18 protein-coding genes are annotated in these 19305 nt (G+C 75.7%); 10 read left to right on the top strand and 8 right to left on the bottom strand.

All coding sequences use genetic code 11. The features are described from left to right. Positions 1 to 46: 46 nt before the first annotated feature. The 4 genes from KPF22_RS15975 to KPF22_RS15955 all read right to left on the bottom strand — a co-directional run bounded on the left by KPF22_RS15975 (position 47) and on the right by KPF22_RS15955 (position 2918). Complete coding sequence (locus KPF22_RS15975; RefSeq protein ID WP_224402531.1) at positions 47 to 976, bottom strand: alpha/beta hydrolase; 930 nt, start codon at positions 974 to 976, stop codon at positions 47 to 49. 67 nt (positions 977 to 1043) lie between these two features. After that, positions 1044 to 1772, bottom strand: coding sequence for an FAD-binding oxidoreductase (locus KPF22_RS32705; protein ID WP_208820275.1), 729 nt, complete (start codon positions 1770 to 1772; stop codon positions 1044 to 1046). Between the two features lie 2 nt (positions 1773 to 1774). Next, the gene (locus KPF22_RS15960) at positions 1775 to 2380 is read right to left on the bottom strand and encodes a sulfite oxidase-like oxidoreductase (RefSeq protein ID WP_178373839.1); all 606 of its coding nucleotides are present in this window, start codon (positions 2378 to 2380) and stop codon (positions 1775 to 1777) included. Positions 2381 to 2423: 43 nt separating this feature from the next. Then, the gene (locus tag KPF22_RS15955; RefSeq protein ID WP_073574920.1) at positions 2424 to 2918 is read right to left on the bottom strand and encodes a DUF3237 domain-containing protein; all 495 of its coding nucleotides are present in this window, start codon (positions 2916 to 2918) and stop codon (positions 2424 to 2426) included. Positions 2919 to 3177: 259 nt separating this feature from the next. Between KPF22_RS15955 and KPF22_RS15950 the strand changes: the two genes are divergently transcribed. The 4 genes from KPF22_RS15950 to KPF22_RS15935 all read left to right on the top strand — a co-directional run bounded on the left by KPF22_RS15950 (position 3178) and on the right by KPF22_RS15935 (position 9635). Then, positions 3178 to 5109, top strand: a complete 1932-nt coding sequence (locus tag KPF22_RS15950; protein WP_224402530.1) for a methylmalonyl-CoA mutase family protein — start codon at positions 3178 to 3180, stop codon at positions 5107 to 5109. Further along, entirely contained in the window at positions 5106 to 7316 is a 2211-nt protein-coding gene (scpA, locus tag KPF22_RS15945) for a methylmalonyl-CoA mutase (protein ID WP_224402529.1), read from the top strand. The genes KPF22_RS15950 and scpA overlap by 4 nt, the downstream gene beginning before the upstream one ends. Before the next feature lie 120 nt (positions 7317 to 7436). Next, positions 7437 to 8420: a methylmalonyl Co-A mutase-associated GTPase MeaB gene (gene meaB, locus KPF22_RS15940; protein WP_208820283.1), complete on the top strand. Its 984-nt coding sequence runs from the start codon at positions 7437 to 7439 to the stop codon at positions 8418 to 8420. Positions 8421 to 8474: 54 nt separating this feature from the next. Beyond that, positions 8475 to 9635 (top strand): VanZ family protein, encoded by a 1161-nt coding sequence (locus tag KPF22_RS15935; protein ID WP_224402528.1) that lies wholly within the window; start codon positions 8475 to 8477, stop codon positions 9633 to 9635. Positions 9636 to 9639: 4 nt separating this feature from the next. Here KPF22_RS15935 and KPF22_RS15930 read toward each other — a convergent pair whose 3' ends face one another. Continuing rightward, positions 9640 to 10380 (bottom strand): HpcH/HpaI aldolase/citrate lyase family protein, encoded by a 741-nt coding sequence (locus tag KPF22_RS15930; RefSeq protein WP_224402527.1) that lies wholly within the window; start codon positions 10378 to 10380, stop codon positions 9640 to 9642. 89 nt (positions 10381 to 10469) lie between these two features. On the opposite strand from KPF22_RS15930, the gene KPF22_RS15925 reads away from it, so the two are divergent. Together KPF22_RS15925 and KPF22_RS15920 are read left to right on the top strand one after the other, a co-directional pair. Next, the gene (locus tag KPF22_RS15925) at positions 10470 to 11492 is read left to right on the top strand and encodes an ABC transporter substrate-binding protein (protein WP_224402526.1); all 1023 of its coding nucleotides are present in this window, start codon (positions 10470 to 10472) and stop codon (positions 11490 to 11492) included. 40 nt (positions 11493 to 11532) lie between these two features. After that, complete coding sequence (locus KPF22_RS15920) at positions 11533 to 12375, top strand: NAD(P)-dependent oxidoreductase (RefSeq protein ID WP_224402525.1); 843 nt, start codon at positions 11533 to 11535, stop codon at positions 12373 to 12375. A gap of 43 nt (positions 12376 to 12418) precedes the next feature. Here the strand turns inward: KPF22_RS15920 and fdhA are convergent, their stop codons facing one another. Beyond that, positions 12419 to 13633, bottom strand: a complete 1215-nt coding sequence (gene fdhA / locus KPF22_RS15915; protein WP_224402524.1) for a formaldehyde dehydrogenase, glutathione-independent — start codon at positions 13631 to 13633, stop codon at positions 12419 to 12421. A 234-nt stretch (positions 13634 to 13867) separates the two neighbouring features. On the opposite strand from fdhA, the gene KPF22_RS15910 reads away from it, so the two are divergent. Next, entirely contained in the window at positions 13868 to 15076 is a 1209-nt protein-coding gene (locus KPF22_RS15910; protein WP_073574915.1) for an acyl-CoA dehydrogenase family protein, read from the top strand. Between the two features lie 16 nt (positions 15077 to 15092). On the opposite strand, the gene KPF22_RS15905 is transcribed toward KPF22_RS15910, so the two are convergent. Continuing rightward, positions 15093 to 15446 (bottom strand): GntR family transcriptional regulator, encoded by a 354-nt coding sequence (locus KPF22_RS15905; RefSeq protein ID WP_062394920.1) that lies wholly within the window; start codon positions 15444 to 15446, stop codon positions 15093 to 15095. After that, the gene (locus KPF22_RS15900; protein WP_224402523.1) at positions 15440 to 16369 is read right to left on the bottom strand and encodes a hypothetical protein; all 930 of its coding nucleotides are present in this window, start codon (positions 16367 to 16369) and stop codon (positions 15440 to 15442) included. Before KPF22_RS15900 ends, KPF22_RS15905 begins: the two co-directional genes overlap by 7 nt. Positions 16370 to 16462: 93 nt before the next feature. Between KPF22_RS15900 and KPF22_RS15895 the strand changes: the two genes are divergently transcribed. The 3 genes from KPF22_RS15895 to KPF22_RS15885 all read left to right on the top strand — a co-directional run bounded on the left by KPF22_RS15895 (position 16463) and on the right by KPF22_RS15885 (position 19304). Next, entirely contained in the window at positions 16463 to 17401 is a 939-nt protein-coding gene (locus KPF22_RS15895; RefSeq protein WP_208820297.1) for an alpha/beta hydrolase, read from the top strand. A 203-nt stretch (positions 17402 to 17604) separates the two neighbouring features. Next, positions 17605 to 18462 (top strand): DUF742 domain-containing protein, encoded by an 858-nt coding sequence (locus KPF22_RS15890; RefSeq protein WP_224402522.1) that lies wholly within the window; start codon positions 17605 to 17607, stop codon positions 18460 to 18462. Positions 18463 to 18518: 56 nt separating this feature from the next. After that, entirely contained in the window at positions 18519 to 19304 is a 786-nt protein-coding gene (locus KPF22_RS15885) for an LLM class F420-dependent oxidoreductase (RefSeq protein ID WP_208820301.1), read from the top strand. Position 19305 lies beyond the last annotated feature (1 nt).

The following is a 19305-nucleotide window of genomic DNA, read 5'->3' as shown; positions in this document are numbered from 1 at the left end:
GCGGTGCTGCCCCAGTCGGGGTCTGCGGGTCCTCCGTCCGGCCCAGTCAGGCGACGGCGAGTGTGCGGCGCAGGAAGTCCACCTGTGCGGTCACGGACCGCTCGAACATCGCGCCGAGATAGATGTCGAAGTGCCCGCACGGCAGCTCCAGGACCTCCGAGCCCGCCCCGGCCCGCGCGGCCACCGCGCGCACCGACGCCGGCGGCGCGATCGAGTCCCGCGCCGCGACGACGACGAGGATCGGTGCCCGCAGCCGCGCCGCCGCCGTCACCGGGCGGTTCAGCGGGATCCGCAGCGCGCCCCGGGCCCGCATGGTGTTGCGGAACCCGGGCCCGGTGATCGAGGAGTAGCCGCTCTCGGCGTCGTGCGAGGTGATCGCCGCGGTCGACCCGGGCGGTCCGAACACCGCGATCCGGTGCGGCGGGCGTCCGAGCAGCCCGGCAGCGGCGTCGCGCAGCCCGTGCCCGGTGAGGCGGGCCAGCTGTCCGGGTCCGGCGTAGCGCAGGATCTCCAGCAGCGCGGCGGTCCCGTCCATCGCCGCACCCTGGGAGATCACCGCGGCGACCTGGCCGTCGCGGGCGGCGACCGGGACGACGTGGCCGCCGGAGTACGAGCTGCCCCACAGCACGATCCGCTCGGGGTCGACGCCGGGCAGCGTGCGGGCGTGCGCGATCGCGGCGTGGTAGTCGGCGCGGTGCCTGCCGTGGTGGACGTCCTGGTCCAGGCGGGGATCGCCGGTGCCGTCGGAGGCGCCGAACCCGCGGTAGTCGAACACGAGCACCGCGCAGCCCGCGGCGGCGAAACGCTGCGCGAAGGGCAGCAGCCCGGAGTCGCGGGTGGCGCCGAAGCCGTGCGCCATGACCACACAGGGGCGGCCGCGGTCGTTCGCGAGCGCGTCGCCGACCGGGGCGAGGTACCAGGCCGCACAGCGCAGCCCGCCGCTCGGGAACGACGTCTCGGCGGGGGTGACGGTCATCGTCGGCTCCTGCGGTGCGCGGGCGGGGCGGCGTCATCCTGCCGCACCCCCGCGGCGGGCCGCAGGGTCAGGCCCCGGTCGGACCGAACTGCTCGATCCGGATGGCGTGGTCGGGGACCCCGGCGGCGGCGAGCAGGTCGGCCGCGGCGGCGGCGAAGGCGGGGGAGCCGCACACGAACGCGGTCTCCCCGCCGCGGACCAGCGGGGCCAGGTCGTCGAGGGTGAGCCGGCCCGCCGGGCGGGCCGCGCCGGGCGGGGCGGTCCGGGTGAACACCGTGGTGACCGGGGGACCGGTGAGCTCCTCGCCGTAGAACAGGTCGTCGGGGGTGCGGACCGAGACCAGCATCCGGACCAGGTCGGGACGGCCGGTGGCGCGGGCGTGGCGCAGCATCGCGGCCAGCGGGACCTGGCCGGAGCCGCCGCCGACCAGCAGCGCGGGGGAGACCCCGTCCCAGGCGAACCAGCCGCCGACCGGGCCGCGGACCTCCAGCACGTCCCCGACGACGGCGACGTCGTGCAGGAACTCCGACACCTCACCGTCGTCGAGACGTTCGACGGTCAGCGCGATCTCGGGCCGCCCGTCGGGAGCGGAGGCCACCGAGTAGCTGCGCTGTGCGGTGTAGCCGTCCTCGGCGGTCAGGCGCAGCACGTAGTACTGGCCCGGCAGGTGCGTGGCGGGCTCGGTCAGGCCGAGCCGGAACGTCCGCACCCCCGGGGCCTCGTCGTGCACCGACAGCACGGTCGCGGCCTGCCAGCGCAGGGTCCGGCGGGGGGTGGTGGCCGGGGTGGTGTCCACGGTCAGTCGCCCTGGAAGCGCTGCTCGGACCACGGGTCGCCGCGGTCGTGGTAGCCGTTGCGCTCCCAGAAACCGGGCTCGTCCTCGGCGGTCAGGCGCAGCCCGGCGACCCACTTCGCGCTCTTCCAGAAGTACAGGTGCGGCACCAGCAGCCGCGCCGGGCCGCCGTGCTCGCGGGTCAGCGGCGCACCCTGCGCCTCGAACGCCAGCCACGCCCGGCCGCCGGTGAGGTCGGACAGCGGCATGTTGGTGGTGTAGCCCGAGTGCGAGTGCGCGACGGCGAACCGCGCCTCCGGCAGCGGCCCCGCGGCCTCCAGCAGCGTGTCGACCGCGACCCCGCTCCAGCGCATCCCGAACTTCGACCAGGTGGTGACGCAGTGGATGTCGCCGTCCCAGCGTTCGCGGGGCAGGGCGCGGATCTCGTCCCAGGTCCACTCGACCGGGCGCCGGACGAGGCCGTCGATGCGGAAGGTCCAGCGGGCGGTGTCCAGGGTGGGGGCGCGTTCGGCGGTCAGCACCGGCCACTGGTCGCCGGCGTCGTACTGGCCGGGTGGCAGCCGCCGGTCCCGCGGCCTGCGCCCGACGAATCCTCGGGTCACGGGGGGCATGCCGACCACAATGCACCCCCGCCCCCGGTTGTTCCCACCCGTCTCAGGTCACGAGGTAGGCGTCGTAGGCGACCGCGTCGGCGGTGCGGACCGCGGAGCCGACGAGCACCGCGGTGTTGAGCCAGGCCAGGTCCGGGTCGGCGGTCCGGGCGTCGACGACGACCCGGAAGTAGTAGCGGGCCGGGTCGACCGGCTCCCCGGCGAGCAGTGCGTCGAGGACCGGGGCCGGACCGGTGCGGTAGCCCGCCGTCGCCAGCTGCAGCAGGTGCCCCGACCGCAGCGCCACGGTGTAGCGGGTGTCGATCACGGCGGTGCCGTCGTCGAGCACCCGCTGGCGGTCGGCGCCGCCGCGGAGCACCTCGCCGTGCAGCCCCTCGCCGTCGCGGCCGGGTCCGGAGACCGTGCCGCCGACGATGGGGATCTCCCGCTCCCGGCCGAACGGGGTCCGGCCGACCTCCAGCGGCGGGTCGAGCAGGACGTGGACGCGGGCGACCGGGGTCAGCCCGGGGACGGCGGGTGCGGGTCCGGGAGTCGACACGGCCCCAGACTGGCGTCCGGGGCCGCCCGGGGCTACCCATGAGGACTACCGGCGGGGAACCGCCGGGCGTACGCCGCGATGCCCCCGGACGGTCCCGTTGCGCCAGTCGGGTGCATCACAGGCCGTGCGCGCCTCGCCACAGCGCATGCCCCCGGCGGCACCGGCTCACTAGACTCCGCTGCACTTCGGTGGCGTCGACGACGGCGCCATCCGGCGGGCAACGAGGCCGCCCCGCGGGCCGGTGAGGAGAACAGAGCGGATGACGGACAGTGACCGCAGCGCGGCCGACCGCGCAGCCGGTCCGGAGGGCTCTGCCGTGGACGGTCCGGTGGAGCCCGAGGAGCTGGTCCTGGCCGGCGGCTTCGACCCGGTCACCCGTGACCAGTGGCTCGCCGCCGCGGACGCGGTAGTGCGCAGGTCGGGCCGGATCGGTGAGGACGCCGAGCTCGGTGCCGGGGTCGAGACCCTGACCCGCACCTCACCCGACGGCATCCGTGTCGCGCCGCTCTACGCCGACGAGGACACCACCGACCTGCCGCCCACCGGGGTGCCGGGGTCGTGGCCGTTCACCCGCGGCGCCCGCACCGACGGGCACGTCCCCACCGGCTGGGACATCCGCCAGCGCCACGCCGGCACCGACCCGGCCGCCGTCCGCGAGGCCGTGCTGGCCGACCTGGAGTGCGGCGTCACCTCGGTGTGGCTGCGCGTGGGCGAGGGCGGCGTCGCCGTCGCCGACCTGGCGCGCGCCCTGGAGGGCGTGCACCTGGACCTGGCCGGGGTCGCCCTCGACGCCGGGACCGAGCAGGCCGCCGCCGCGCACGCCTACCTGGACCTGGCCGCGCGCAACGGCGTCGAGGACGCCGAGCTGCTCGGCTCGCTGGGCGTGGACCCGATCGGGCTGCGCGCCCGTGCGGGGTCCGGCCCGGACGTCGACTCGGTCGTCGAGGTCGCCCGCCGAGTCCACGGCACCTTCGACAAGGTCACCGCGATCACCGTCGACGCGACCGTGATCCGCGAGGCGGGCGGCTCCGACGCCCAGGAGCTGGGCTGGTCCCTGGCCGCGGGCGTCGCCTACCTGCGGGCGCTCGACGCGGCCGGGATCGCCGTCGCCGACGCGGCCCGGCTGCTCGAGTTCCGCTACGCCGCCACCCCCCAGCAGTTCCCGACGATCGCCGCCCTGCGCGCCGGCCGGCGGCTGTGGGCCCGGGTGCTGGAGGCCTCCGGCGTCACCGACGTGCCGCAGACCCAGCACGCCACCGTCCCCGAGGCGCTGTTCACCCGCCGCGACCCGTGGGTCAACATGCTCCGCGGCACCGTCGCGGGGTTCGCCGCGGGCGTCGGCGGGGCCGACGCGGTCACCGTGCCGCCCTTCGACGCCGCCCTCGGCGTCGCCGAGCCGTTCTCCCGCCGCATCGCCCGCAACACCCAGAACCTGCTCGTGGAGGAGTCGCACCTGGCGCGGGTCATCGACCCGGGCGGCGGCTCCTGGTACATCGAGCACCTCACCGACGACCTCGCCCGGCTCGCCTGGGAGTTCTTCGTCGAGATCGAGGCCGCGGGCGGCGCCGTCGCCGCCCTCGACTCCGGCCTGGTCGCCGAGCGGGTCGGCGAGGTCCGCGCCCGCCGCGAGACCGACGTCGCGAAGCGGAGGACGCCCCTCACCGGCGTCTCGGAGTTCCCCGACCTGAACGAGAAGCCGGTCGAGCGCACCCCGCTGCCGCCGGCCGTCGAGCGCGGGGGGCTGCCGCTCTACCGCCCCGCCGAGGCCTACGAGGCCCACCGGGACCGCTCCGACGCGCTGCTGGGCGAGACGGGCTCGCGCCCCACCGCCTTCCTCGCCACCCTCGGCCCGCTCGCGGTCTACACCGCCCGCGCCGGGTTCACCCGCAACCTGCTGGCCGCCGGTGGCGTCGACACCGTCGACGCCGGCCCGACCGACTCCACCGCCGACGTCGTCGACGCCTACGGCAAGAACGGCACTCCGGTCGTGGTGCTCTGCTCCTCGGACACGGTCTACGACGAGCGGGCCGCCGAGACCGCCGCCGCGCTGCGCGAGGCCGGTGCGGCGCGCATCCTGCTCGCGGGGAAGCCGAAGGACGAGGTGCCCGGCGTCGACGGTCACCTGTTCGCCGGCTGCGACGCCCTCGCCGTCCTCGACGACGTGTACACCCACCTGGAGGGCTCGAAGTGAGCATTCCCGACTTCACCGGCGTGCCGCTCCTGGGCGACACCACCCCCGCGACCACCTGGACCGGCTCCGCCGAGGTCTGGGAGGCGCCGGAGGGGATCGGCGTCAAGCCGCTCTACACCGCCGACGACCTCGCCGGCGTCGACTTCCTGCACACCTATCCGGGCATCACCCCGTACCTGCGCGGGCCGTACCCGACGATGTACACCAACCAGCCGTGGACGGTGCGCCAGTACGCCGGGTTCTCCACCGCCGCGGAGTCCAACGCGTTCTACCGGCGCAACCTCGCGGCCGGGCAGAAGGGCCTGTCGATCGCGTTCGACCTGGCCACCCACCGCGGCTACGACTCCGACCACCCCCGCGTCTCCGGCGACGTCGGTATGGCCGGTGTCGCGATCGACTCGATCCTCGACATGCGCCAGCTGTTCGACGGCATCCCGCTGGACCGGATGTCGGTGTCGATGACGATGAACGGCGCCGTGCTCCCGGTGCTGGCTCTCTACATCGTCGCGGCCGAGGAACAGGGTGTGAGCCCCGAGAAGCTGACCGGAACCATTCAGAACGACATTCTGAAGGAGTTCATGGTCCGCAACACCTACATCTACCCGCCGCAGCCGTCGATGCAGATCATCTCCGACATCTTCAGCTTCACCAGCCGGAAGATGCCGAAGTTCAACTCGATCTCCATCTCCGGCTACCACATCCAGGAGGCGGGGGCGACCAACGACCTGGAGCTCGCCTACACCCTCGCCGACGGCGTGGAGTACCTGCGGGCCGGGGTCGACGCGGGCCTGGACATCGACAGGTTCGCACCGCGGCTGAGCTTCTTCTGGGCGATCGGCATGAACTTCTTCATGGAGGTCGCCAAGATGCGGGCCGCGCGCCTGCTCTGGTCGAAACTCGTGAACCGGTTCGAGCCGCAGAGCGCCAAGTCGCTGTCGCTGCGGACGCACTCGCAGACCTCCGGCTGGTCGCTGACCGCCCAGGACGTCTACAACAACGTCGTCCGCACCTGCATCGAGGCGATGGCCGCGACCCAGGGGCACACCCAGTCGCTGCACACCAACGCGCTCGACGAGGCCCTCGCGCTGCCGACGGACTTCTCCGCCCGGATCGCCCGCAACACCCAGCTGCTGCTGCAGCAGGAGTCGGGCACCACCGACGTCGTCGACCCGTGGGGCGGCTCCTACTACGTCGAGAAGCTCACCTACGACATCGCGAAGCGGGCGTGGGCGCACATCGACGAGGTGGAGAAGGCGGGCGGCATGGCCCAGGCCATCGACGCCGGCATCCCGAAGATGCGCGTCGAGGAGGCCGCGGCCCGCACCCAGGCCCGGATCGACTCCGGCCGCCAGCCGGTCATCGGCGTCAACAAGTACGTCGTCGAGGCGGACGAGCAGATCGACGTGCTCAAGGTCGACAACGCGAACGTGCGCCGCGAGCAGCTCGAGAAGCTCGCCCGGCTGCGTGCCGATCGCGACGACCGCGCCGTCGACGAGGCCCTGCGCGCGCTCACCGGCGCCGCGGAGAAGATCGCCGAGGGCTCGTCGCGCTCCGACGACGAGAACCTGCTCCAGCTGGCCGTGAACGCGGCCCGCGACCAGGCCACGGTCGGGGAGATCTCCGACGCACTCGAGAAGGTCTTCGGGCGCCACGCCGGACAGATCCGCATCATCTCCGGTGTGTACTCCGCCGAGGCCGGGCAGAACCCGGCGATCGACCGCGCCCGCGAGCTCGTCTCCGAGTTCGCCGGCCACGAGGGCCGCCAGCCCCGCATCCTGGTCGCGAAGATGGGCCAGGACGGCCACGACCGCGGCCAGAAGGTCATCTCCACCGCGTTCGCCGACATCGGCTTCGACGTCGACGTGGGGCCGCTGTTCCAGACCCCGGCCGAGGTCGCCAAGCAGGCCGCCGAGTCCGACGTGCACGTGATCGGCGCCAGCTCGCTGGCCGCCGGGCACCTCACGCTGGTCCCGGAGCTGCGCCGTGAGCTCGCCGAGCTGGGGCGCGACGACATCATGGTCGTCGTCGGCGGGGTCATCCCGCCCGCGGACGTGCCGGAGCTGCTGGAGATGGGCGCGGCCGCGGTGTTCCCGCCCGGCACGGTCATCGCCGAGGCCGCGGTCGACCTGCTCGGCAAGCTGGCCGCCGCGCTCGGCCACGACGAGCCGGACTCGTCCGCCCCGACCGGCAGCGTCTACGCCGACTGAGCCACCGCCGCCGTCACGGTGCCGCCGTCACGGTGGCTCGTCATCGTGCCGCCGTCGCCGCGCCCGGTGCGCCCACCCGCGCACCGGGCGCGGCGCCGACCCGCAAGGAGAGTCCCGCCGATGGCCCCTCGCGTCCCCGACCCCGCGGAGCTCGCTCGCGGTGTCCTGGCCGGCGACCGCACCCTGCTCGCCCGGGCGATCACCCTGGTCGAGTCCAGCAGGCCCGACCACCAGCGGGCCGCCCAGGAGCTGCTCCTGGAGCTGACACCCAAGGCCGGGCACGCGGTGCGGGTCGGCATCTCCGGGGTACCCGGGGTCGGGAAGTCGACCTTCATCGAGGCGATGGGTTCCACGCTCACCTCCCGGGGCCACCGGGTGGCGGTCCTCGCCGTCGACCCGTCGTCCACCCGTACCCGCGGGTCCATCCTGGGTGACAAGACCCGGATGCCGCGCCTGGCCGTCGACCCGCACGCGTTCGTGCGGCCCTCGCCCTCGGCGGGCACGCTCGGCGGGGTCGCCCGCCGCACCCGGGAGACGATGGTGGTCATGGAGGCCGCCGGGTTCGACGTCGTCCTCGTCGAGACCGTCGGGGTCGGCCAGTCCGAGACCGCCGTCGCCGGGATGGTCGACACCTTCCTGTTCCTCACCATCGCCCGCACCGGCGACGCGCTGCAGGGGATCAAGAAGGGCATCCTGGAGCTCGCCGACGTCGTCGCCGTGAACAAGGCCGACGGCCCGCACGAGCGCGACGCCCGCGCCGCGGCCCGCGAGCTCGCCGGCGCGCTGCACATGATGACCCCCACCTCGGCGCACTGGCGCACCCCGGTGCTGTCCTGCTCCGCGCAGACCGGGAAGGGCCTGGACGCCGTGTGGGAGAAGGTCACCGCCCACCGCGAGGCCCTCGACTCCGGCGGCGAGCTCGCGACCCGGCGCGCCGACCAGCAGGTCGAGTGGATGTGGCAGATGGTGCGCGACCGGCTCATGGACCGGGTGCTGCACGACCCGGCGACGGCCGAGCGGCTCCCGAAGCTCACCGCCGAGGTCCGCGACGGCGGGCTCACCCCCACCCTCGCCGCCCAGCAGATCCTCGACGTCCTGGGCTGAACCACCCGTTTCGGTCCCCGGGCGCACCCCGGGCGGTCGCTAACGTCGGCGACCGTGAACGACCGGATCATCCCCGGGGTGCTCGCGATCGGGCTCGGGTCGGCGCTGGTGCTCGCCGTGCTCGTGCCCGCCGTGGCGCTGACCTACCGCCGCCGCGGCCGTTTCGGGCCCGGCGAGCTGGCCGTCCTCGTCGCCGTCCCGGTGTACGGGCTGGCGGTCCTCGGCTACACCCTGCTCCCGCTGCCCCAGGTCGACGCGGCGTTCTGCGCGGGGCGGACCGCGGCGGACTCGCTGCAGACCCGGCCGTTCGCCTTCGTCGGCGACATCACCCGGATCGCCGCCCGCCAGGACGCGACCGGGGTGCGGGCCTGGCTCGCGAACGCCGCGGTGCAGCAGGTGGTGCTCAACGTGGCGCTGTTCGCGCCGCTGGGCTGGTTCCTGCGCGGGGTGTTCCGCCGCTCGCTGCCGGTCACCGTGGCCGCCGGGCTCGCGGTGTCCCTGCTCGTCGAGGCCACCCAGTACACCGGCAACTGGTTCCTGTTCCCGTGCGCCTACCGGCTCGCCGACGTCGACGACCTGATCGCCAACACCGCGGGCGCGTTGCTCGGCGGTCTCGCCGCGGCCCTGGTGCGGCCCCGCTCGTGGGACGCCGGCGCCGACCCCGACCGGCCGGCCCCGGTGACGGCCGGGCGCCGGCTGCTCGGGGCCCTCTGCGACCTGGCGGCGGTCTGGGTGACCGGGTCCCTGCTCGGCTCGCTGCTGCTCGCCGGGACCGCGCTGACCGGGTACACCGGCGGGCCGCTGCCCGACTGGTTCGACACCGCGAACACCGTCCTCGGGTTCTGGCTGCCGCTGCTGGTGTTCCTGGTGGTACCGCTGGTGGGGCGCGGCGGCACCGTCGGCCAGCGGGCGGTGCGGCTGCGGCCCGCGCTGCCCGGCGGCGTCCCCGGCCGCGGGCGCCGCCTCGCCCGGGTACTGCTCGGCACCGGGGGGTTCCTGCTGCTGTCCGGGCCGTCAGGCGCGCTCGGCGTGCTCGGGCTGCTGTGGGGGATCGCGGGCCTGGTCGGGCTCCGGCGCAGCACCGGCCACCGCGGGGTGGCCGGCCGGCTCACCGGGCTCACGATGGTCGACGCCCGGGAGCCCGCCCGCACCGCCCCGGCCGACCGTCCCGCTGTGCCCGACCGTCCCGCTGCGCCCGACCGCTCCGCGGGCTGACGACTCAGGGCCGGGCGTCGGCCAGCTTCTCCGCCAGCGCCGACCGCAGGATCGCCTGCTCGGCGGCGAGCATCGTGAAGGTGCACCCCAGCCCCCGGAAGCGGCGCACGTGTGCGGGGGAGTCGCAGTAGATCCCCACCGGCACCCCGGCCCCCGCGCACACCGCGGCGATCCCGGAGACCAGCTCGGCGTGCCGGTCGGACTCCGGGCCGTCGTCGCCCTGGGCGGCGAGCGGGAGCCCGTGCGCCAGGGCCAGGTCCGACGGCCCGACGAACACCGCCGCGACACCGTCGACGGCCACGATGTCGGCCAGGTTCGCCACGGCCGCGACCGTCTCCACCATCACCACCGTGCGCGGCGGTGCGAACACGTCGCGGTCCTGCCACGAGGGGCGGACCGGCCCGAAGCTGCGGACCCCGTCCGGCGGGTAGCGGCACGCCGCGACCGCCGCAGCGGCCTGCTCGGCGGTGTCGACCAGCGGGACGATCACGCCGTCGGCGCCCCGGTCCAGGGCCCGCCCGATGCCCTCGGCGCCGTGGCCGGGGACCCGCACCAGCGACGGCGTGCGCGTCGCGGACAGGGCCTGCAGCATGCCCAGGACGGTGTCGTCGCCGATCAGGCCGTGCTGGGTGTCGACGCAGACCAGGTCGAACCCGACGGAGCCGGCGATCTCGGCGACGGCGGGGGAGGGCAGCTGGAGCCAGCCACCGACCGCGTCGCCGGTGAACAGTGGATCAGGGGTCATGCGTCGACCGTGCCGCCCCGCCCGCCCGACACGCCAGTCGAGACCGGCGTCTCGTTGTGCGCCGGGCGCCTGTCCGCTGGGATACACAGGTGAGGCGCACCTTCCCTGTCCGTGCCGTGGTCCGTGTCCCGGTCGCCGCGCTGTGCCTGGTCCTGCTCGCCGGCTGCGGCGCCGGGGCCACCGAGACCCCCGTCCCCGCGGGCGGGGACGGGGGTGCTCCCACCGTGCTGCCCGCCGGGCAGGGCTCGCCGGAACCCGACGGTGTCTTCCCGCGCACCGTCACCCACGAGATGGGCACCACGACGATCCCGGCCGAGCCCCGGCGGATCGTGGTCATCTCCACCGGGCAGCTCGACGGGCTGCTGTCCCTCGGCGTCGTCCCCGTCGGGTCCACCCGGGCCGAGGCGGCCACGATGGTCCCGGCCTACCTCACCGCGGCGTTCCCGCAGCACCGGGCCGCGCTGGCGGCGATGGCCGACGTCGGCCTGCGCACCGACCCGGCGATCGAGGCGGTCGCCGCGGCACGTCCGGACCTGATCCTGGCCAACGTCGCCGGGGCGGCGGACTTCCACCCCCGGCTGTCCGCGATCGCACCCACCGTGATGACCCGGGGCAACGGGGTGAACTGGCGGACCGACCTGCTGCTCGTCGGGTCCGCGCTGGGCCGGGCCGGTGCCGCGCAGGCACTCGTCGACGACCTCGCCGGGCGGGCCCGCGCCGTCGGCGCGCGGGCCGGGTCGGTCGAGGTGTCGCTGCTGCGCATCCAGCCCACCCGGGTCCGGGTCTTCGGCGTCGGCTCCTTCCCCGGCTCCCTGCTCGCCGAGGCCGGGATCGCCCGGCCGCAGAGCCAGCGCTTTGCCGCCACCTCGCGGGACCTGTCCACCGAGGAGCTCGGCCTGGCCGACGGCGGACGGATCGTCTACGGCGTCCAGGGCGCGGCTCCCGGCGCGCCGCCCCCGGCCCTGCTGACCGAGGGGGTCGGGGCCTCGCTCGGCGCGGTCCGGGACCGGCACATCACCGCCGTCGACGACGACACCTGGTTCCTCAACGCGGGCCCGCAGGCCGCGCGCGTGGTGCTCGACGACCTGGCCGCCGCACTCGGGACGGGGTGAGCCCGCCGCGACGGGTGGGGCGGGGTGCCATCATCACCCCATGTCGTCGCCGTCCGCGCAGCCGGTGTCCCTGCCCACCCGGCCGGTGGTCGGGGTCCTGCACCCCGGCGCGATGGGCGCCGCGCTCGGATCGGCGCTCAAGGCCCGCGCGGGCGCGGTGATCTGGGCCGACGCCGGGCGCTCGCACGCCACCGCCAAGCGCGCCGAGCTGGCCGACCTGCAGGCGGTGCCGACCGTCGCCGACCTCGCCGCCCGGGCCGACGTGATCGTGTCGATCTGCCCGCCGCACGCCGCGCGCGAGGTCGCGGGCCTGGTCGGCGCCGGGCTGGCCGGGCGCACCGACCGCCCGCTCTACGTCGAGGCCAACGCGGTGTCCCCGGACACCGTCCGCGGCATCGCGACACTGCTCGGCGACCGCGCGACCGTCTGCGACGGCGCCGTCATCGGCCCGCCCGCCTGGACGGTCGGCACCACGACGCTGTGGCTGTCCGGGCCCGGGGCGGACACCGCCGCCACCCTGTTCGAGCCGGGGCCGTTCGACGCCCGGGTGCTCGGCACCGCCGGGACCGACCTGGGCGCCGCGAGCGGGCTGAAGGCGTGCTTCGCGCTGCAGAGCAAGGCGGCACCCATGCTGTGGCTGGCGCTGGAGGAGGCCGCCGCGGCGTTCGGCGTCACCGGGGCCCTGCACGCCGAGCTGGACCGGGCCGGGATCGACCACGCCGCCGCGCTGGCCCGCGCCCGCGAGCGGATGGCGGGAAAGGCGTGGCGCTGGGCGGGGGAGATGGACGAGGCGGCCGACGCGTTCGCCGCCGCCGGGGTGCCCGACGGCTTCTCCCGCGCCGCCGCCGAGCTCTACCGGCGCGCGGCCGGGGCGGGCGGGTGAGCCGGGTCCGGCACCGTGACGGCGGTACCGGACCCGGCCGGTCTCACGCCGCGACGCTGCCGTGCGGGTCGATCACGAACTTGCGGGCCACGCCGCCGTCGAACTCCTGGTAGCCGCGCGGGGCGTCGTCCAGCGAGATCGTGGTCGCGTTGACCGCCTTCGCGATCTGCGCCCGGTCGGACAGGATCGCCTGCATCAGCTGCCGGTTGTACTTCTTCACCGGGCACTGGCCGGTGGTGAGGCTGTGCGACTTCGCCCAGCCCAGCCCGATCCGCACGCCGAGGGTGCCCTCCTTGGCCTTGTCGTCGGCGGCACCCGGGTCGCCGGTGACGTAGAGCCCCGGGATGCCGAGCGCGCCGCCGACCCGGGTCACCTCCATGACCGAGTTCAGCACGGTCGCGGGCGCCTCCCCGGCGTCGCGGCCGTGCCCGCGGGCCTCGAACCCGACGGCGTCGACGGCGGCGTCGACCTCGGGCTCGCCGAGCAGCTGCTCCAGCTGCTCGGCCAGGGTGCCGTCGCCGGACAGGTCGACCGTCTCGCAGCCGAAGCTGCGCGCCTGCGCGAGCCGCTCGGGGATCATGTCCCCGACGACGACCGCCGCCGCCCCCAGCAGCTGTGCGGCGTGTGCCGCGGCCAGCCCGACCGGCCCGGCGCCGGCCACGTAGACCGTCGATCCGGTGGTGACCCCGGCGGTCACCGCGCCGTGGTAGCCGGTCGGGAAGATGTCCGACAGCATCGTGAGGTCGAGGATCTTCTCCAACGCCTGGTCGCGGTCGGGGAAGCGCAGCAGGTTGAAGTCGGCGAAGGGCACCATCACGTACTCGGCCTGGCCGCCGATCCAGCCGCCCATGTCGACGTAGCCGTAGGCGGCGCCGGGACGGGCCGGGTTGACGTTGAGGCAGACGCCGGTCTTGCCCTCGTTGCACATCCGGCAGCGCCCGCAGGCGATGTTGAACGGCACCGAGCAGATGTCGCCGACCTTCGCGAACAGCACGTCGTCGCCGACCTCGACGATCTCGCCGGTGATCTCGTGGCCGAGCGACTGCCCGACCGGTGCGGTGGTGCGGCCGCGGACCATGTGCTGGTCGGATCCGCAGATGTTGGTGGTGACGATCTTCAGGATCGCCGCGTGCGGAGCCTTCCGCGCGATGCCGAGGCCGTCGACGACGTCGGTGGGCAGCTCCAGCTTCGGGTAGTCGATCGACTCGACGGCGACCTCGCCGGGTCCCTTGTACACGACGACGCGGTTGTCGGGCATGGTGCGCTCCCCTCCTGCATGGACGCGCGGACCGCGGTCGCGGCCGCGCGGCGGCGTCGCGGCCACACCGATCCCGCGCCCCCACGGGTCGGGCCGCGCCGCCCGCGGCCGACCCTCCCACCCCGTGCGGACATGCGCACGCGGCGATGCGTGCCGCAGCGGTCCTGTGCCGAAGGTCGGGGCCGGACCGGTCGCGTCCGGGCGGGGACGGCCGGGACGGGTGATACTGCGCCCATGGCCAGTGACGACCTTCTCGAGCCGCCTGTCCCGGTACTGACCGCGCCGTACCACACCCCCGAGCGCGAGGCGCTGCAGAAGCAGGCCCGTGAGTTCGCCGCGACCCGGGTGCTGCCCGTCGCCGACGAGCTGGACCCGCGCAAGGGCGAGATCCCGCGCGACCTGCTCGACGAGATGGGCGAGCTGGGCTACTTCGGCATCACCGTCGACCGTGAGCACGGCGGGCTGGGCCTCGGAGCGTTCGAGTACTGCATGGTCGCCGAGGAGCTGGCGCGGGCGTGGATGAGCGTCGGGTCGATCATCGCCCGCGCGCAGGGCGCCGGGACCGCCGTCACCGACCCGGAGCGCCGTGCGGAGCTGCTGCGCCGGTCGGCCCGCGGGCAGTGGATCGGCGCGATCGCGCTGTCCGAGCCCGACGCCGGGTCCGACCTGGCCGGGGTGGAGACCCGCGCGGTCCGCGACGGCGACGAGTTCGTGATCACCGGGCACAAGCGCTGGACCGGCAACGCCAAGGCCGCCGACTTCATCCAGGTGCTGGTGCGCACCGACGACCCTGCGCCGGGGGAGAAGCGCTCCGCGGGCCTGGCGACGGTCGTCGTGGAGAAGGAGCGCGACACCTTCCCCGCCGGGATCACCGGCCGCCCGATCGACAAGATCGGCTACCACGGCTTCGTCACCTGGGACCTGGAGTTCGACGGCGTGCGGGTGCCGGTCGGCAACCAGCTCGGCGCCGGCGGCGAGGGCTTCGCCGACGCCCAGTCGTGGCTGAACATCGCCCGGGTGCACACCGCCGCGCGGGCGGTCGGGCTCGCCAGGGCCGCCGTCGAGGACTGCGTGCGCTACCTGCAGCGACGCCACCAGTTCGAGCACCCGATCGGCGACTTCCAGGCCGTCCGGTTCACCCTCGCGACGATGGCCGCCCGGGTCGAGCAGGCCCGCGCCTTCTACCAGAACGTGGCGCACCGGCTCGACCTCGGCGAGCCCTGCGAGCGGGAGGCGGCGATGGTCAAGCTGCTGGCCACCGAGATGGCCGCCGAGGTCACCGCGGACGGCATCCAGCTGCACGGCGGCAACGGCTACACCACCGAGCACCAGGTGGAACGACACTGGCGCGACGCCCGGCTGACCACGATCTTCGAGGGGACCAGCGAGATCCAGCGCAAGATCATCTCCGACCGGCTGCTGCCGCGCAGCCCGCTCGGCTGACGGCGGCGCCGCGGCGTCAGCGGAAGGCCGCCCGCACCGCGCCGAGTGCGTCGGACTCGTCGAGCCCGAGCCGCCGGGCGAGCTCGGCCAGCTCACCGGCCTTGCGCTCCAGCTCGGCGCGTCCACCCGTGGCCCGCTCGGTGAGCACGGCCCCGCGGCCGCGCCGCAGGTCGACCAGGCCCTCGTCGCGCAGCTGCTGGTAGCCGCGCAGCACGGTGTGCAGGTTGATCCCCAGTGCGCCCGCGACCTCGCGGGCCGGGGGCAGCCGGTCCCCGGCGGCGGCCCGGCCGTCGGCGACCGCCCGGCGGACCGAGGCCGCGACCTGGTCCCCGAGCGGCACCGGCGACGACGGGTCGACCCGGATCAGCACGACGGTGCGGCACCGGCCGCGCCGTGCCCGGCGCGACGGTCGAGCTCGGCGTTGACCAGCCCGGCCGCGGTGGCCGCGTCGGGCACCGTGACGACGAACCGGCGGTCGTCGGTGAGGTCGAGCACCAGCGCCTCCCCGGCCCGCCGGGCGCGGTAGCCGAGCACGGACGGCGACCGGCGCAGGACGCCGTACTCGTTCCAGCCGAAGCGTTCCGGGTCGAGCTGCTCCGATCGCGCGCCGCGGACCTCGGCGAGCGGTGCCTCGGCCAGCGGTCGTCCGAGCAGCGCCTGCCGGACGTGCACCCCGTCGCCGTCGACGCGGACCCGGGCGACGGCGGTCAGTGCGGTCGAGACGAGGGCGGCGGCGACGAGCACGACGACCAGCACCGCGCTGCCGCCGGCCGGCAGCTGGGCGACGGCCGCCAGGAGCAGCACCGCCGCGACGACCAGGGTGGGGCGGGACAGCACGGTCCGGGCCCACAGGTACCGCTCACCGGGTGCGAGCGGGGTGCGCACCGCACCGGCCGGGGCGCTGCCGGTCGCCGGCGGCCGCGGGGCGTCCGGTCCGGCCAGCAGGTGCCCGATGCCGTAGGCGGCGGCGACCGCCGCCAGGACGCCGGCGGTCCAGGCCCAGCCCGGGACCTGCGGAGCCAGCCGGGTGCCGGGCACCCACCACACGATGACGGCGAAGGCCCAGGCGGTGCCGACGGCGCGGCGCTCCACGTCGGGCCGCCCGGAGCGCAGCCGCAGCAGCGGCAGCCCGATCGCGAGCAGGCCCACGACGACCACCGCGAGGGTGCTCGGGAGCGTCCGGCCGGGCGGCTGGGTCGCCACCAGGGTGGCCAGGCCCGCGACGGTCAGCGCGGTGGCCGGTGCGGTGGCGAGGAGCCGGCGGCGGCTCGTGTGCGCGACGGGTGTGGTCATCACGTCCCTCTCGTCGAGTGATCCGAACTTGTTCGCAATGTACTAGAACAATGCTGTCTGCACATCCCCCGTGGACCGGCTAGCGTCACGACCATGGCGCTCGACCCCGCGTTCCGGACCGTGCTCGACACCCTCGCCGGGGCGGGGGCCCTGCCGCTGGTCCGCGACGGCGACCCGGTCGCCACCCGGGCCCACTACCGGTCGCTCGCCCTGGCCCGACGCGGTCCGGGGTTCGTCCCCGAGCAGGTCGGCCGGGTCGACGACGACACCGTCCCCGGCCCGGGGGGCCCGGTGCCGCTGCGCACCTACGTCCCCGAGGGCGACGACGGCGCGGCCGTGGTGCTCTACCTGCACGGCGGCGGGTGGGTCGTCGGGGACCTGGAGACCCACGACCCGGTGTGCCGGCGGGTGGCGAATGCGACCGGAGCGGTCGTCGTCGCGGTGGACTACCGGCTCGCGCCCGAGCACCCGCACCCCGCCCCGCTCGACGACGCCTGGGCCGCGCTGCTCGCCGTCGCGGACCGGTTCCCGGGCCGGCGGCTCGGGCTGGCCGGCGACAGCGCCGGGGCGAGCATGGTCGCCGGTCTGGCACTGCGCTGCCGCGACCGCGGCGGCCCGCGCCCGGCCGCCCAGCTGTTGTTCTACCCGGCGCTCGCGCCGGAGGGGGTGACGCCGTCGCACCGGGAGAACGGTGAGGGCTACTTCCTCACCGCCGCGGACATGCGCTGGTTCTGGGACAGACTGCTGTCCGGCCCCACCCCGGCCGGCCCCGAGGTCGCGCCGCTGGGGGCCGCCGCGCCCGCCGACCCGTCCGGGCTGGCGCCCGCCGTGGTCGCCACTGCCGAGTTCGACCCGCTGCGCGACGAGGGCCGCGACTGGGCCGTGGCGCTGCGCACGGGCGGGGTGGAGGTCGTCGAGGTCGACGGACCCGGTCTCATCCACGGCTACGTCGCGTTCCTCGGCGTCGTGCCCGCGGCCGAGCGGATCGCCGGGCAGGCGCTGGCCGCGTTCACCACGCTGCTGCGCCGCTAGCCGGATCGGGTGAACCACGGTCCTCGTGACCTGCACCGACAGGGTCGCGTCACACGGATGTGACACGGGCGACACGGTGCGGTAGCCGTCCCGCGCCACCCTGTGGCTCCCCGGTGGCGCATCGTGACGACGACCGCACCGCGGGACGGAACGGACGACAGCGGCGCCCGCGGGCCGCCGCGGCCGCGAGGCGCGGAGGGTGGATGGCACGGTCGGAGATCGGACGCACTGGGGCCCGGTTCGGGGCGCCCCCGTCCCGGCACGCCCCCGACCCGGAGTACCCGCACGGCAGGCCGCCGGAGCCGGATCCGGAGCCCGTCGTCGTGGCGGAGGAGCCGGGGTCCGGGCCGGAGAACCTGGTCGGGGTGACCGGGGCCCGGTTCGGCGGGCACTCCGCGAAGCGCACCCGGCTGAGCCGCCGTGAGCGGGCGGCGCGCCGTGCGGCGGCCCGCGCGGAGACGGACGGGCGCCCGGCCGACGACACCGCGGTGGGCGGCTCCGCGACCGGTGACCCCGCGGCGGCCGGAACCGGTCGCGTCCCGGAGGACGACACCGGCACGCCCGGGCCCGCCGACACCGCACCGCTGCCCGTGGTCGCCGGCCGCCCCGAGCCGGGACCGGGGCGTCCGGCCGCGGCGGCGGGCCCCGTGTCCTCCCCGCCCGCGCCCCCGCACCCGACGCCCCGGCTCACCGCGCAGCCGGACGCCGCGCCGCTCCAGGTCCCGGCGTTCGCCCCGGTCCGGCCCTACGTCATGACCGGCGGCCGCACCCGGGTCCGCGCCGAGCTGCGGCTGGAGACGCTGGTCTCGGTGCGGCCCGCCCCCGGCCCCGTCCCGCGGGCCGATTCGGTCGAGCGCGCCGCGGTGCTGCGGCTGTGCACCCGGCCCCGGTCGGTGTCGGAGGTCGCGGCGCTCGCCGCGGTGCCGCTGGGCGTCGCCCGGGTGCTCATCGACGACCTCGCCTCCGAGGGGCGCCTGGTGGTGCACGGTGTGTCCTCGGCGGAGGACGGGCCGAGCGTCGCGCTGATGGACCGGGTGCTGGCCGGGCTGCGCCGGCTCTGACCCGCCGGTCCCGCGGGTGCCCTGCGGGGCCCGGCCGCCGGGGCCAGGATGGGGACATGACCGATCCCCGTCCCGTCCGCATCGGACTGCAGCTGCAGCCCCAGCACGCCGACTACGCCGACATCCGCCGCACCGTGGCCGCCGCCGAGGAGGCCGGCGTCGACGTCGTCTTCAACTGGGACCACTTCTTCCCGCTCTACGGCGAGCCCGACGGCAAGCACTTCGAGTGCTGGACCATGCTCGGCGCCTGGGCGGAGGCGACCTCCCGGGTGGAGATCGGCGCCCTGGTGACCTGCAACAGCTACCGCAACCCCGAGCTGCTCGCCGACATGGCGCGCACCGTCGACCACATCTCCGACGGCCGGTTGATCCTGGGCATCGGCTCCGGCTGGTTCCAGCGCGACTACGACGAGTACGGCTACGAGTTCGGCACCGCGGGCGGCAGGCTGAACGACCTGGCCGCGGCCCTGCCCCGCATCCGGAGCCGCTGGTCGGCGCTCAACCCGGCACCGACCCGCGACATCCCGATCCTCATCGGCGGCGGGGGCGAGAAGAAGACCCTGCGCTACACCGCCGAGCACGCCGGCATCTGGCACGGCTTCGGCGACGTCGACACCGTCACCCGCAAGAGCGGCATCCTCGACGGGCACTGCCGCGACATCGGCCGCGACCCGGCGGAGATCGAACGCTCGGTCGGCGTCGAGGGCGCCCCGGAGGACGACGGCGCCGCCCTGTACGACGCCGGGGTGCGCCTGTTCACCGTCGGCCAGGACGGCCAGGGCGGCTACGACCTGTCCCGGCTGAAGGACTGGATCGCCTGGCGCGACGAGCGCAACGGCTGAG

Source organism: Pseudonocardia sp. ICBG1034, assembly GCF_020131375.1.
Lineage (GTDB): Bacteria > Actinomycetota > Actinomycetes > Mycobacteriales > Pseudonocardiaceae > Pseudonocardia > Pseudonocardia alni.
Note: the sequence above shows the minus strand (reverse complement) of the source record. Positions and strands in the feature narration are given on the sequence as shown.